Annotated in this window: 14 protein-coding genes; 9 read left to right on the forward strand and 5 right to left on the reverse strand. The window is 73.8% G+C overall.

The window, feature by feature from the left end:
- Positions 1-68: 68 nt before the first annotated feature.
- On the reverse strand, positions 69-1,328 hold the full coding sequence (locus tag RB614_RS22895; RefSeq protein ID WP_308714640.1) for a D-arabinono-1,4-lactone oxidase: 1,260 nt from the start codon (positions 1,326-1,328) through the stop codon (positions 69-71).
- A 94-nt stretch (positions 1,329-1,422) separates the two neighbouring features.
- Between RB614_RS22895 and rimO the strand changes: the two genes are divergently transcribed.
- From rimO to pspM, 6 genes are all read left to right on the forward strand, one after another.
- The gene (rimO, locus tag RB614_RS22900) at positions 1,423-2,850 is read left to right on the forward strand and encodes a 30S ribosomal protein S12 methylthiotransferase RimO (RefSeq protein WP_428983091.1); all 1,428 of its coding nucleotides are present in this window, start codon (positions 1,423-1,425) and stop codon (positions 2,848-2,850) included.
- Positions 2,847-3,440: a CDP-diacylglycerol--glycerol-3-phosphate 3-phosphatidyltransferase gene (gene pgsA, locus RB614_RS22905; protein ID WP_308714641.1), complete on the forward strand. Its 594-nt coding sequence runs from the start codon at positions 2,847-2,849 to the stop codon at positions 3,438-3,440. The genes rimO and pgsA overlap by 4 nt, the downstream gene beginning before the upstream one ends.
- A complete protein-coding gene (locus RB614_RS22910) occupies positions 3,433-3,924 on the forward strand; it encodes a CinA family protein (RefSeq protein WP_308714642.1) in 492 nt (163 codons plus the stop codon). The genes pgsA and RB614_RS22910 overlap by 8 nt, the downstream gene beginning before the upstream one ends.
- A 127-nt stretch (positions 3,925-4,051) precedes the next feature.
- Positions 4,052-4,606, forward strand: coding sequence for a helix-turn-helix domain-containing protein (locus RB614_RS22915; RefSeq protein ID WP_308714643.1), 555 nt, complete (start codon positions 4,052-4,054; stop codon positions 4,604-4,606).
- 189 nt (positions 4,607-4,795) lie between these two features.
- Entirely contained in the window at positions 4,796-5,659 is an 864-nt protein-coding gene (locus tag RB614_RS22920; protein ID WP_308714644.1) for a PspA/IM30 family protein, read from the forward strand.
- Positions 5,660-5,671: 12 nt separating this feature from the next.
- Positions 5,672-6,481 (forward strand): phage shock envelope stress response protein PspM, encoded by an 810-nt coding sequence (gene pspM / locus RB614_RS22925; RefSeq protein ID WP_308714645.1) that lies wholly within the window; start codon positions 5,672-5,674, stop codon positions 6,479-6,481.
- 519 nt (positions 6,482-7,000) lie between these two features.
- Here the strand turns inward: pspM and RB614_RS22930 are convergent.
- Entirely contained in the window at positions 7,001-7,486 is a 486-nt protein-coding gene (locus RB614_RS22930) for a MarR family winged helix-turn-helix transcriptional regulator (protein WP_308714646.1), read from the reverse strand.
- Between the two features lie 84 nt (positions 7,487-7,570).
- On the opposite strand from RB614_RS22930, the gene RB614_RS22935 reads away from it, so the two are divergent.
- Positions 7,571-7,948: a DoxX family protein gene (locus RB614_RS22935; protein WP_308714647.1), complete on the forward strand. Its 378-nt coding sequence runs from the start codon at positions 7,571-7,573 to the stop codon at positions 7,946-7,948.
- Positions 7,949-8,028: 80 nt separating this feature from the next.
- Here the strand turns inward: RB614_RS22935 and RB614_RS22940 are convergent, their stop codons facing one another.
- Positions 8,029-10,428 (reverse strand): sigma-70 family RNA polymerase sigma factor, encoded by a 2,400-nt coding sequence (locus RB614_RS22940; protein WP_308714648.1) that lies wholly within the window; start codon positions 10,426-10,428, stop codon positions 8,029-8,031.
- Positions 10,429-10,634: 206 nt separating this feature from the next.
- On the opposite strand from RB614_RS22940, the gene RB614_RS22945 reads away from it, so the two are divergent.
- Entirely contained in the window at positions 10,635-11,366 is a 732-nt protein-coding gene (locus RB614_RS22945) for a hypothetical protein (RefSeq protein WP_308714649.1), read from the forward strand.
- Here RB614_RS22945 and RB614_RS22950 read toward each other — a convergent pair.
- Positions 11,357-12,184, reverse strand: coding sequence for a DNA-formamidopyrimidine glycosylase family protein (locus tag RB614_RS22950; RefSeq protein ID WP_308714650.1), 828 nt, complete (start codon positions 12,182-12,184; stop codon positions 11,357-11,359). The genes RB614_RS22945 and RB614_RS22950 overlap by 10 nt on opposite strands.
- A gap of 5 nt (positions 12,185-12,189) precedes the next feature.
- A complete protein-coding gene (locus RB614_RS22955) occupies positions 12,190-12,471 on the reverse strand; it encodes a WYL domain-containing protein (protein WP_308714668.1) in 282 nt (93 codons plus the stop codon).
- A 59-nt stretch (positions 12,472-12,530) separates the two neighbouring features.
- Here RB614_RS22955 and RB614_RS22960 point away from each other — a divergent pair, with 59 nt between their 5' ends.
- Positions 12,531-13,283 (forward strand): N-acetyltransferase, encoded by a 753-nt coding sequence (locus tag RB614_RS22960; protein WP_308714669.1) that lies wholly within the window; start codon positions 12,531-12,533, stop codon positions 13,281-13,283.
- Positions 13,284-13,291 lie beyond the last annotated feature (8 nt).

Here is a 13,291-nt window from a genome sequence, read left to right on the forward strand (position 1 = left end):
CCTCTGGTCACGCTGGGTGAGCACGACGTATCTTCGCACACTTCCGGGGCTCGCGGGACCCCGGCTGATCAGCCGAGGTAGCGGTCGAGCATCTCGTTGCGGAAGGCGCCGCGCGGGTCGTGGGCGCGGGCGAGAGCGGCGGCGTCGCGGAGCCTCGGGTAACGCTCCGCGACCACCTCGGGCGCCATCGCGAAGACCTTCCCCCAGTGCGGCCGGGCGCCGAACGGTGCCAGCCGCTCCTCGATCGCGGCCACCGCCGGGGCGACCGCCGCCGCGTCCTTGATCCACGTGAAGTGGAAGGCGACGCTGTCCCGCCCGTACGCGGGGCTGAGCCACAGCCGGTCCGCCGCGATCGTGCGGATCTCGCAGATCTGGAGTACCGGGGCGATCCGGTCACGCACCGTGTCCAGCGCCTCCAGCGCGGCGACCGCGTCCGCGCGCGCCACGAAGTACTCGGTCTGCAGCTCCTCGCCGCTGCTCGGGGTGAACTCCAGCCGGAAGTGCGGCAGCCGCGCGTGCCACGGGCCGGGTACGCCGAGCTGCTCGGTGCAGTTCTCCGCCGGCATGCCGGGCACGGGGTGGCGGGGCCCGTCCGCCCGTACCGCCCCCAGCCACTCGACCGGTGGCGGAAGGGGCTCGTCGACCCGGCGCTTCACCCACACGTTGCGCAGCGTCGGGCCGGCCCAGCGGGTGAACGCGCTCACGCTGTAGGCCGCGGCCATCACCTCGGTGAAGTGCCCGCGGAGCGCGTCGAACGGCAGGTCGTCGTAGACGTACTGCTCGACCTCGAACGCGGGCAGGATGTCGAGCGTGAGCCGGGTGGCCACGCCGAACGCGCCGAGCCCCACCACCGCCGCGTCGAAGAGGTCGCCATCGGCCCGGGTGAGCTGGATCAGCTCGCCGCCGGCGGTGACCAGCTCGATCGCGGAGACGGCAGTGGCGAGGCCGCCGTTGCGCACCCCGGAGCCGTGCGTACCGGTCGCGCAGGCCCCGGCCACCGACAGGTGCGGCAGCGAGCCGAGGTTGTGCAGCGCGTACCCCTTGCCGTCGAGGTAGGGGGCGAGCTCGCCGTACCGCAGGCCGGCCGAGACGGTGACCGTGCCGGCCGCGCTGTCGATGTCCATCACCGGCGGCAGCCCGGCCACGGTGACGAGGTCGCCGGGGGAGTCGGCGACCCGGCTGAACGAGTGGCCGGTGCCGAGCGCGTGGATCCGCTCCGCACCGGCGACGAGCGCCTGGAGCTCCGCCACGGTCGAGGGGCGGTGCAGGCGTGCCGCGGTGAACGTGACGTTGCCGGCCCAGTTGCTGGTCCGCTCGTGATCTCGCATGGCACCGCCCTGATCTCGCATGGGCGGTATCGTCTCGCACTTCGGGTACGGACGCCTCGGGCGCTTCCGCAGCCGGGACCGGTACCCTCGGGTGGTGTCTCCCTCCTCCGCCGAAACCCGTCGCGTAGCCCTGCTGACGTTGGGCTGCGCCCGTAACGAGGTCGACTCGGAGGAGCTGGCGGGCCGCCTGCACGCCGAGGGGTGGGAGGTCACCACCGACGGCGAGCGGGCCGACGTGGTGCTGGTCAACACCTGCGGCTTCGTCGACAAGGCCAAGCAGGACTCGATCCAGACGCTGATGGCCGCCGCCGACACCGGGGCCAAGGTGGTCGCCGCCGGGTGCATGGCCGAGCGGTACGGGCGGGAGCTCGCCCAGAGCCTCCCCGAGGCGCACGCGGTGCTCGGCTTCGACGACTACCCGCAGATCGCCGCCCGCCTCGACGCGGTGCTGTCCGGCGAGCGGCTCGACGCGCACACCCCGCGCGACCGCCGCGAGCTGCTGCCGCTCACCCCGGTCGCCCGCCGGGACAGCACGGTCGTGGTCCCCGGCCACCTGCCGAAACACCTGCGCCGGCGCCGCCTCCAGGACGGGCCGGTCGCCTCGCTCAAGCTGGCCAGCGGATGCGACCGCAGGTGCGCGTTCTGCGCGATCCCGGCATTCCGCGGCGCCTTCGTCTCGCGTACGCCCGACGAGCTGCTCGCCGAGGCCGAGTGGCTGGCCAAGACCGGGGTGCGCGAGCTGGTGCTGGTGAGCGAAAACTCCACGTCGTACGGCAAGGATCTCGGCGACCCCCGCCTGCTGGAGAGGCTCCTGCCCCAGCTCGCCGCGATCGACGGGATCGTGCGGGTGCGGGCCAGCTACCTGCAGCCCGCGGAGACCCGCCCCGGCCTGGTCGAGGTGCTCGCCACCACGCCCGGCGTCGCGCCGTACTTCGACCTGTCCTTCCAGCACTCCAGCGAGCCGGTGCTGCGGCGGATGCGGCGGTTCGGCTCGACCGGGCGCTTCCTCGAGCTGCTGGAGTCGGTGCGGGCGCTGGAGCCGGAGGCGGGCGCGCGGAGCAACTTCATCGTGGGCTTCCCGGGCGAGACCCGGTCCGATGTGGACGAGCTGGTGCGCTTCCTCGCCGACGCGCGGCTCGACGCCATCGGCGTCTTCGACTACAGCGACGAAGACGGCACCGAGGCCGCCGCGATGACCGGCAAGGTCGGTCGGGCGACCATCAAGCGGCGGTACGACAAGCTGCTCTCCCTCGCCGAGGAGCTGTGCGCCCAGCGTGCCGCCGAGCGGCTCGGCTCGGTCGTCGAGGTGCTGGTCGACACCGTCGACGACGGCACCGTCGAGGGGCGCGCCGCCCACCAGGCGCCCGAGGTCGACGGTTCGGTGACGCTGGTCGCCGGCGACGCCGGGGTCGACCTGGCCGCGCTGCTCCCGGGCGACCTGGTCCGGGCGACGGTCACCGCGACCGAGGGCGTCGACCTGGTGGCGGTGCCCAGCGAGATGCTCTCCGCGGCGGCGCGATGACCGACTCCGGTCTGCGCGCGGCACCGTTGCCTCCACCGGTGCCGCTGGTCAACGCGGCGAACGCGATCACCGCGCTGCGGCTGGTCATGGTGCCGGCGTTCGTGGCGATGGTCATCGCCTCCGACATGACCGGGCGCGACTGGCGGATCGCGGCCTGCCTCACGTTCGGGGTGGCCTCGCTCACCGACTTCGTCGACGGCTGGATCGCCCGGCGGTACGGGCTGGTCACCGCGTTCGGCAAGGTCGCCGATCCGATCGCCGACAAGGCGCTCACCGGCGCGGCGCTGGTGCTGCTGTCCTGGTACGACCGGCTGCCGTGGTGGGTGACGGTGGTGATCCTGGTGCGCGAGGTGGGCGTGACGCTGCTGCGCTTCTGGGTGATCCGGTACGGCGTGATCGCGGCCAGCCGCGGCGGCAAGATCAAGACGACGCTGCAGATCCTGGCGATCGGCTGGTACCTGTGGCCGTTCCCCGAGCCGCTCTCCGACGTCGGCCCGTGGATCATGGCGGCCGCGGTAGTGACCACCGCCGCCACCGGCATCGACTACACGTTCCGGGCCCTGCGCATGCGGGCGGCGGCGCGTGCCTGATCCGGTAAACCCCGCCGCGATCCCGTCGGTGGCCGCCGGAGTGGTGCACGCCCTCGTGGAGCGGAAGGAGACGCTCGCCACCGTCGAGTCGCTCACCGGCGGGCTGATCGCGGCCACCATCGTCGAGGTGGCCGGGGCGAGCGCGGTCTTCCGGGGCGGCCTGGTGGTGTACGCGACCGAGCTCAAGGCGACCCTGGCCGGGGTGCCGCGGGACCTGCTCGACGCGCGCGGCGCGGTCGACCCCGAGGTGGCGGTCGCGCTGGCCGAGGGGGGCCGTGCCCGGTGCGGAGCCGACTGGGGGCTCTCCACTACGGGTGTGGCCGGTCCCGAGCCGCAGGATGGCCAGCCGGTCGGCCTCGTCTACGTGGCGGTGGCCGGGCCAAACGGTTCAGCCGTGCGCGAACTCTCCCTGGGCGGCGGCCGCCAGGCGATCCGCTCGGCGAGCGTCACCGAGGCGCTCCGCCTGCTCACGGAGTACCTCTGAGGAATCTTTTGTCGGCTTCTCCGGTTGGTGCGGGGACAGGCGCGGCCGGCGGCCCGCCGCAAGTGGGAAGCTGTCGCCGGGCCTGGAAGCGGGTAACGTTGCGGGCAGCGTTTCCAGGGGAGGTGCGATGATCCTGCTACGCCGTGTGATCGGCGACGCACTACGCGCGCGCCGGCAGGGGCAGCACCGCACCCTGCGCGAGGTCTCCACCGCCGCCAACGTGAGCCTCGGTTACCTGTCCGAGATCGAGCGCGGGCAAAAGGAGGCGTCCAGCGAGCTGCTGGCCTCGATCTGCGAGGCGCTCGGCGCCCAGCTCAGCGAGCTGTTGCGCGAGGTCAGCGACGAGATGGCGCTGGCCGAGCAGATGGAGCACGTGCTCGTTCCGGCGCAGGGTGGCGACCGCGACGGCCGCGACACGCCGCCGGCCGCGGCACCGGCGACCAGGCCCGCGCCCACCCCGGCCCCGGTGCCGGCCACGGCGGGTGCCGGCGACGAGACCCCGAGCCAGCCCGAGGCGGCCGTGCACCACGTGGCCCGGCCCAGCAAGGTCGCCGGTGGCAAGATCACCGACGGGGCGGTCTCGGTCTCCATCCGCCAGGACACGCCGCTCAGCGCGGTCCTGCGCACCACGCGCACCGTGCGTCCCACCCCGCGCGACCGGGATGTAGTCTGCGTCGCTTGACGCGCGTAGGGTTGACGCGCGGACCCGGCATCCACCCAGTCGCGTCGGCACATACCCGGATATCCCCCTGAGGTCGCATGACGGGTTGGCGCCGGGCTGGGAGTATGGAACTCTGCCGGACCGCGGGGGCCTGCCGCCCGTGCGGTGGCGGCCCGACCGGAGTGCTGACACTGAGGGGATACCGCGGAGATGGCGAACCCGTTCGTCAAGGGCTGGCGCTACTTTATGGCGTTGTTCGGCGCCAAGATCGACGAGTACGCCGATCCCAAGGTGCAGATCCAGCAGGCGATCGAAGACGCGCAGCGACAGCACCAGGCGCTCGTCCAGCAGGCCGCCGCCGTGATCGGCAACCAGCGGCAGCTGGAGATGAAGCTCTCCCGCCAGATGGCCGAGGTGGAAAAGCTGCAGTCGATGGCCCGCCAGGCGCTGGTGCTCGGCGACAAGGCGCGGGCGGGCGGTGACGAGGCCGAGGCGGGTCGATACGAGCAGACCGCGCAGACGCTCGCCACCCAGCTGGTCGCCGCCGAGCAGTCGATGGAAGACCTCAAGACGCTGCACGACCAGGCGCTCGGCGCCGCCGGCCAGGCCCGCCAGGCGGTGGAAAACAACCAGATGATCCTCCAGCAAAAGCTCGCCGAGCGCACCAAGCTGCTCAGCCAGCTGGAGCAGGCCAAGATGCAGGAGACCGTGGCCCGCTCGCTGGAGTCGATGTCCGCGCTCGCCGCGCCGGGCAACACGCCCTCGCTCGACGAGGTGCGGGAAAAGATCGAGCGGCGGTATGCGAACGCGATGGGGCGCGCCGAGCTCGCCGGCAACTCGGTCGAGGGGCGCATGCTCGAGATCCAGAAGTCCACGTTGGACCTCGCCGGCTCGTCACGGCTGGAGCAGATCCGGGCCAGCATGGCCGGTGATCAGCTGGCGTCCAAGCCGGCCACACCCGCCGTCGAGCCGGCCAGCGCCGCCGACTCGGCCGGGGTCGCCCGCCTCGACCAGATCCGGGCCAGCCTCGCCAACAAGGAAAAGAGCACCGGCGACGCCAGCGCGGCCGGCTAGCGGGAGCCTCTGGTGAAAGATCCCCGGGCCCGCCACTTCCGGCGGCTGCGCAGGCTGCGCCGTTCCGCGCGGCGGTGGAGCGTCCTGGCCGCGGGCCTGGGCGGCGCCGCGGCGGTGCTCACCCCCTACGCCGGCCTGGGCCTGCCCGACGCGGCCTGGGCCGCCGCGGCGGGCGGCTCGATCGCGCTGGCTGCGTGGCGCTGGGTCGACTTCCGCGGGCTGGCCGCGCAGCCCGCACCGCCACCGCTCGACCCCGCCACGGCCGGCGAGCAGGCCCGCGCCAAGCTGGTCGCCGCCGTCCAGCGGCTGCCCGTGGGCCGGACCGCCCTCGACGAGGTTCGCCGCCAGCAGGCCCGCTTCGCCCTCCGCGGCTCGGCGGCGGCCGGCCCCTGGATCCGGCTCGACCGCGCGTCGCTGACCCTCTCCGGCCTGGCCGGCCGCCTGACCGGCCCCGGCGAGCCGGCGGTGCTGGAGGCCGCGGTGGCCGAGCAGTCGCTGCGCGACCTTGCCCAGCGGGTGGCGAGCGTCGAAAAGGCGCTGCGCTTCGCGCCCGACGACTCCCGGCCCGCGCTGGAGGAGGCCCGGCGGACGCTGCTCCAGCAGCTGGAGGGCGGCGTCGTGGCCTACGAACGCCTGGTCGCGGCCGCAGCCAGCTACGTCGCCGAAGACGGCCGCGCGGCGACCGAGCACCCGGCCGTGTCCCGCCTGACCGACGCGAGCGACATGCTGCGCGGCGTCGCCGCCGGCCTGGCCGAGCTACGCGACCTGACCGAGCCGATGCGCATCCCCGACCAGCTCCGCACGCCGCCACAGACCGCATAGAGCATTGAGCTACCGCGATGCCGGCGATAGTCCAGACCGTTGCGCGGGGCCCCTGGGGAAACGTGGAGCGTCTTCTTGGGCTGCGTTCCCGCGGCCTCACCCACCGCGGTTCCCATCATTTCCGCTCCGGCCCGCGGTCCGCGCGGACGATGACCGGATCCAGGCCATTCGTCGAGATCGTGGTACTTAGGTGCCCCGCAGGGGGCACTGGAATACCACGATCACCGCATGAGCCCGCTGATCGAGCGCTGGGCTTCATCGCGGGGCCCGAGGCGTGCGTGGAGCTCTTGAGCCGCACGCGCAAACGGGGCAGCTTGAGAGCGCCCCCACACGCGGTACCCGTTCCGTCCTCGTGTCCGGAGCGCTCCTGCCGGAGGCGGGAGGGTTACCCGTGACCAGGCGCGGAGGGTGAGGCCGCGGGAGCAACGGCCTGGACCGGGACGGGCGTCGCGGTAGCCCAAAGTCTCTTGAATCGGGCCCTGGCAGAGCCGGGCCGCGAGCCGGGGGATCGTGGGTCTTTCAACGGGTGGGGCAGGTGCCGCCGGGGTCGACGGCTGCCATGATGCGCCGGCCGATGGTGCCGAGCTGCCGCTGCTGGGCCTTGGTCATCGGGTCGAAGACGAGGCGGCGGACCTCCTCGACGTGTCCGGGCGCGGTCGCCACCACCTTGGCCCAGCCCTCCTCGGTGAGGATCGCGAGCGTGTAGCGGCCGTCGTCGGGGTCGGGGGTGCGCCGGATCCAGCCGCGCCGTTCGAGGCGGGCGACCACCTGGGAGAGGCGGGGGAGCGAGGCGTCGGCGAACGCGGCCAGGTCGCTCATCCGCAGCGTCCGCTCCGGCGACATGGAGAGGCCGGCGAGCACCTGGTACTCGAAGTGGCTGATCGCGGCGTCCCGCTGGAGCTGCCGGTCGAGCGCGGCGGGCAGCCGGATGAGCAGGCTCAGCAAGGCTAGCCAGGTCTCCCGCTCGTCGGCGTCCAGCCACCGCGGCTCCGCCTCGGTCCCCATGCCGGGATCATATCTTCACTTGCGCCGTTAAGTGATCAACGCTAGCTTTTGGTTAAAGCTTGAAGTGATCGGCAGGAGGACTCCGTGAACGTCGTGTTGTGGATCATCGCCGGCCTGCTCGCCGCGCTCTTTCTCGGAGCCGGCGTCCTCAAGTTGGCCCAGCCGAAGGAAAAGCTGGCCGCGTCCGGCATGGGGTGGACCGACGACTTCTCCGCCGGCACGATCAAGCTGGTCGCCGGGCTGGAGGTCCTGGCCGCGGTCGGGCTGATCCTGCCGGCCCTCCTCGACATCGCGCCGGTGCTCGTGCCGCTCGCCGCGCTCGGCCTGGTGATCGTCATGGTCGGCGCGGTGGTCGTGCACGCGCGGCGCAAAGAGGTCCCGCAGGTCGCCCTGAACCTGGTGCTGCTCGCGCTCGCCGCGGTGGTGGTGTGGGGCCGCTTCGGCCCGGAGTCCTTCAGCTAGCGCGCCCCACCGGTCCCGCCGTGATCGAAGCTCCCTTGACGTCGTTCTAGCGACTTCAAGGGAGCTTCGATCACGGGCCGTCAGCCGGAGACCACCGCCACCGGGCCGAGAAGCCATGCGTCCGTGGTGGACGAGGCGGTGAGGGTGGCGGTGCGGGGTCGGGCCGGCAGTACGCGCGCGTCGGTGCCCAGCGTGTGCCAGCCCGTCGGCGTGCCGCCCGACCAGCCGCCCACCACGTTGCCCCCGCCGACCGCCGCGCCGCCGACCGTGAGGCGCTCGCCGGCGAGGGTACGGTCGCCCTCCCAGGCGACCAGCCCCACGCTCGCCGGGCCGGGCACTCCCCACAGTGGAGACGAGTACGACGCGCCGCGCGCCAGCGGCGTGAAGCCGTCGAAGACCGCCACCGTCCGCTGTGGACCGCCCGCGTCGACGACCACGAGCAGCGCCCAGCCGCCGTACGCGTTGAAGCCGCCCTTGAACGCGTCCCGGTCCACCGCCACCCACCAGGTGCCGCCACGGCTGCCCCGCACCAGGGAGGTGACGTCGGCCGACGCCTGGTACACGGAGCCGAAGTCGGCGCCCGACGCGCTGTCGACGCGGCTGGCCGCCACGGTCACGTACCGGTCGGCGCCGGGCACCCGCAGCCGCGCGGCCGGCTCGTTCGGGCGGGGGCCGGTGCCGGACCAGTAGAGGCCGGCCCAGAGGACCTTGCCGCGTACCGGGATCGTGGCCCCGCTCACCGCCGAGCCGTACGGCAGCCCGGCCGGCGCTTGGGCCTCGGTGTACCGGGTCATGTAGTAGTCGCCGTTGTCCGCCTTCCGCTCGCCCGACCGCGCCTTCCCGCAGGTGAGCGAGATGCCGCCGCAGGAGAGCAGCGAGTTGCCGCCGACCGCGAGCGTGGCCGGCGCGGTGCCGGCGAAGACCGCGGGGAGGCCGCTGGGGCGTACCCCGACCGGGGCGGCGACCGCCAGCGTGCGGGCGCGGGGCGCGGTGAGCCGCACCCGGGGCACCTCGGTGCCGGCCGAGTCGGAGACCGTCACCGGCAGGTACGCCCGCGTGGTGCCGCCCACCCCCAGCCCGCGCCGGGTGCAGCGGGCGGCGGTGCAGGTCCAGCCGTCACCGGCCGGACCGGCGCGCAGCGTCACTCCACGAGGGAGGGTCACCTGCGCGGCGAGCGGCCCGGTGTCCACAGTAGATGGCGCGGAGGCGGGGACCGGGCCGCCGCCGCCGGAGCCGCCTGGCTGTCCAGGGTGGACGACGGTGAGCGCGAGCACGCCCGGCCGTCCCCGCACCAGCGTGCCGACCGGCTCCAGCCGCGCCTCCATCGGCACCACGGCCGGCGCGGGCGAGGACGGCGGCGCGGACAGCGGCGAAGGCCCGCCCGGCGGCACCGCGGGCGAGGGCGTCGATCCCGGCGGCGGTACCACGGTGGACGGTGGCGCGGAGGGCGGCACCGCCGTGGAGGGTACGGGCGGCGGGGGTGCCCCGGGACCGGCCGGAGGAGGCTCGGCCACGGTCGTCGACTCTCCGGTCCGCACCATCGCGAACGCGGCCAGCCCGAGGGCGACCACCACCACGCCCGCGGCCGCGGCCTGCACCGAGCGCCGCCGGGCCAGCCGCGAGATGAGGCTCGAGCCGGCGCTGGCGCCGGAGCCGGCCACGTACGCGGCCGCCGAGCCGCCCAGCAGCGCGACCGCCAGCACGCCACGCATCCGCGCCGAGTCCTCGGCGAGCTCGACGAAGAGCAGGTGGCAGCGGCGGCACTCGTCCAGGTGGTCCTCCACCCGGCGACCGTCCCGCCGGGACAGTCCCTTGCGGACGTGCGCGCCGAGCCGTTCGATCGCCCACCGGCACTCCTCGCCCGGGTCGGCGGCGATGTGCTCCTGCAGGTAGTGCTGGCGCAGCCGTTCGCGTGCCCGGTACGCCATCGCGGCCACCCCGTTGGGCGTGAGCCCCATCCGTGGCGCGACGTCGGCCGGGTTCTCCCCTTCCACGACGGTGTGCCACAGCACGGCCTGCCAGTGCTCGGGCAGGCGGGCGAAGGCGCGCGCGACGAAGGCGTACTCCATCCCCTGGACCGCTGTGTCCACGAAGGGCACGCCGGGGTCGTGCGCCTCGGGGTCGTCGGTCACCGCCTCGCGACGGGCCTTGCGGATCCGGTCGTAGAAGAGCCGCCGGATGGTCGTGAGCAGGTAGGGCCGGAACGCGGAGTCCGGCCCGCCGCCCGACTCCAGCGTCGCGAGCAGCTTGGCGAACGCCTCGGCTACCAGATCCTCCACGTCCGCCGGATCGCGCGCCAGCGTGCGGGTCATCCGCCGGGCGGACTCGACGTGCCGGCGGTAGAGCAGCGCGAAGGGCTCCGGGTCACCGCCGCGGACGGCGGCGATCAGTTCCGCGTCGCTGGGTTCGGCGGAGCGATCGGCGGGGGCCGCGGAGCCGGCGGATGGCTCAGCGGGCGGAGGGGTGTATTCGTCTGTCATCGGCCTGCCACGGGTCGGGGGAGGACCTCAACGGTCGGGGGACCAAAGGATCAAACGCCGGACTCGGAGCGTTGTCACGCCCGTGTCCAGGTTGTCCCGGTAAATCCTCTCGCGAAAACCAGAGTCATAACCTGTGGGTCGCTCTGTCGTGGTGGTGACGAAGCCCGAACCGCCACGGGCTTCGCACCGAAGGTGGGAGCGGGTGCATGACAATGGACGGCGACCGGTGGCTCTCCGCGACGGCCGCGGAGCGTCGAGCCCGGACGGCGTACCGGTACCGGACCGACGCCGAGGCGCTGCGTGACGCCTGGCGGGCCGGTGCCGCCGAACAAGGCTGGGAGCCGCGGGACTGGTGGGCGCCGGGCGTGGACGCGGTCGCCCGGGCGTTGGTCGCCGGCCGAGCGGCCACACCGGCGTTCGCCCGGCTGGGACGGGAGCGGGCCCAGGCCGGGTACGGGGTCCGGGAGGTCCTGGCCGACGTACACACCCTCTACCAACCGCTGACCCCGAACGGGCCACCGGCCCAGACGGTGCGCGCCCTGCTGCAAGGCTGGGCAAGCGTACGGCTGGCCCCCGTCCGGGTCATCCTCTGCACCAGCTACGCCACCGCCGACTACCTGCGCGACCGCCTCTTCGACCTCTACCCCCAAACCCTCCCCCACGGGCTGGCCGTCATCGCCGTCGACGCCCCCGGGGCAGGTAGCGAATGGGAGGCACTGACCCTGCTACTGGAGGCCGGCGCCCGTACACCGACGGTCTTCGCCGCCGAAGCACCCATCACCCGCACCTCACCCCATCGGGTACTGGCCCTGGTGCGGACCAGCGCCCGCGGCCCCCTGCGCCGCGCCGGCCTGCGCAACGCCCGACTCATCCCCCTACCCCACGACCTACCCACCGCCGCCAACCTCATCGCCCAGGTGGGTGAGGATCAGGACTGACAGGCCGGGCACCAGTACGTGACCCGCACGTCCTGCTCCAGCTTGCGGATCGCGGTGCCGCAGCGGCGGCAGGGCTGCGCGCGCCGGCCGTACACGTAGGTGGTCTCGGTCCGGCGCAGCGAGCCGGTCGTCGACTGGGTCCACCGCCCCCGGTTGGCGACCAGGAGCTTGTGCGCGAGCGCGACCATCGCCGGCAGGTCGGGCACGTCCCGCACCGGCGTCCACGGGTCGACGCCGCGCAGGAAGAGCACCTCGCACTTGTACAGGTTGCCGATGCCGGCGAGGTTGCGCTGGTCGAGCAGGGCTTCGGCGATCGCGGTGTCCGGGTGCGCGGCCAGCCGCCGCACCGCCTCGGCCGGGTCCCAGTCGGCGCCGAGCAGGTCCGGGCCGAGGTGCCCCACCAGGCCCTTCTCCTCTTCGCTGGGGATCAGCGCCAGGTCGTGCAGGTGGTAGCCGACCGCGACCGCGTCGGCCGTGCGCAGCACCGCGCGGATCAGGTGCGCGGGGCGGGCCGCCCACCGCTCGCCCGGCGAGTACGCCCGCCAGGCGCCGTCCATCCGCAGGTGCGAGTGGAGCGTCAGGCGCCGCTCGCCCTCCGGATCGCGGCCGGCCCCGCTCGCCGGCCGGATGGCGACGTCGGGGGCGCGCAGGCGCAGCAGCAGGTGCTTGCCGCGGCTGGCCGACTCCAGCACGGTCCAGCCGGTGAGGTCGGCGGCGGCGAGCTGGGGCACCCGGAAGTCGGTCGCGGTGAGCCGCCCGCCGGCCAGGGCGCGGTGCAGCGCGCGGGCCGTGTTCCAGACGGTGTCACCCTCGGGCACGCCCTCTATCCTCCCGTACCGGGCGTCGCGCGCTGGTAACGACCGGCCAGCGCGCGCAGGTGCGCGACCAGCTCGGGCGGCTCGGTGACCTCGAAGTCGGCGCCCAGCATGCCCAGCCACACCGCGAGCGTCTCGGGGGTGTCCGAGCCGGTCCGGAAGACGCAGGTCTCCGCGTCGACCGCCTCGAACATCCCGGCCGAGGGCGGCACCCGCTCGACCATCCGCCCGGCCGGCGCGACGTCCGTCGAAACGCGCCGGCGGACACCCGTCGAAACGCGTCCACTGATGCCCGTCGAAAAAGGAGGGGCCCGCGAGGCGGGTCCCTCCTTACCATGACGGCGTGGACATGAACGGCATCGAGATCGCGACCGTGGCCGCCCGTCCGGAGTGGGGGCAGATGCTCGGCCAGCTCTCCGGGTTCTGGCCGGAGTTCATGTCCAACGACCCGACCAGCCCGCTCTACTTCGGCTACCACCTGAGCGCCTACCCGGAGTACGTGCTGATCGCCGTCGACTCCGCGACCGGGCAGCCGGTGGCCAAGGCGCACTCGGTGCCGCTCTCGTGGGAGGAGGACCCGGCCGACGGCATGCCCGACGGCGGCTGGGACTGGGCGATCCGCACGTCGGCGTACGACCGGCTGAGCGGCAACACGCCCACGATCGTCTCCGCGATCGAGATCTTCGTCCGCCCCGACCTGCGCCGGGGCGGGCTCTCCGGCCGCATGCTGGCGGCCATGCGGGCCAACGTCGCACGGCTCGGCTTCACCGACCTGGTCGCGCCGGTGCGGCCGAGCGGCAAGCACGAGCACCCCGACGTGCCGATCGAGGAGTACGTCACCTGGACCCGCGACGACGGGCTCCCCTACGACCCGTGGCTACGGGTGCACGTGCGGGCCGGCGGAAAGATCGTCAACGTCGCGCACACCAGCATGGTCATCCCGGCCCAGGTGGCGCGGTGGCGGGAGTGGACCGGCCTGCCGTTCGACAAGAGCGGGCCGGTGCACGTGGCGACCGCGCTCAACCCCGTGCACTGCGACGTCGACCAGGGCGTCGCCGTCTACGTCGAGCCGAACGTCTGGGTGCACCACCGCATCGGCTGACCGGGCGC

This window comes from Phytohabitans maris (assembly GCF_031085175.1).
GTDB classification, from domain to species: domain Bacteria; phylum Actinomycetota; class Actinomycetes; order Mycobacteriales; family Micromonosporaceae; genus Phytohabitans; species Phytohabitans maris.